The 397-nt window shown below is 40.6% G+C and carries 1 protein-coding gene; it reads left to right on the plus strand.

Translation table 11 applies throughout. The features are described from left to right. Nucleotides 1–362, plus strand: a 362-nt coding sequence (locus tag J7R10_RS09290) for a YkgJ family cysteine cluster protein (protein ID WP_208436529.1), incomplete at its 5' end; no start/stop codon positions are given. Nucleotides 363–397 lie beyond the last annotated feature (35 nt).

A 397-nucleotide genomic window follows, 5' to 3' on the forward strand; every position in this document is an offset into this window, starting at 1 on the left:
ACAAAGTAGAAGATGATGATACTGGTGATATCTATGCAACCAGTGTCGCTTGTCGTCTTTTAGATGGGAAAACTTGTCAGTGTCAGGATTATGTTCATCGTAAATCAATTGTTCCAAACTGTATATCGTTGGATGTTGCAACTGTTAAAACAGCTCGTTGGCTTCCAGAAAGTTGTGCTTATCGGCTCATTAATGAGGGAAAAGACCTTCCATGGTGGCATCCACTGGTGTCAGGAGATTGGCAGACGGTGCATCAAACACAATTTTCTGCGCGTGGACAGATAGAAATTTATGAAGATGAATTATCGTCTGAAGAAGCTTATCTCCATCATATCACCGGTCTTCTTTGTGAGGGTCAGTGATATGATTGTTTTGCATAATAACTGATGAGATCGTA

The organism is Bartonella vinsonii subsp. berkhoffii ATCC 51672, from assembly GCF_902825225.1.
GTDB lineage: Bacteria > Pseudomonadota > Alphaproteobacteria > Rhizobiales > Rhizobiaceae > Bartonella > Bartonella berkhoffii.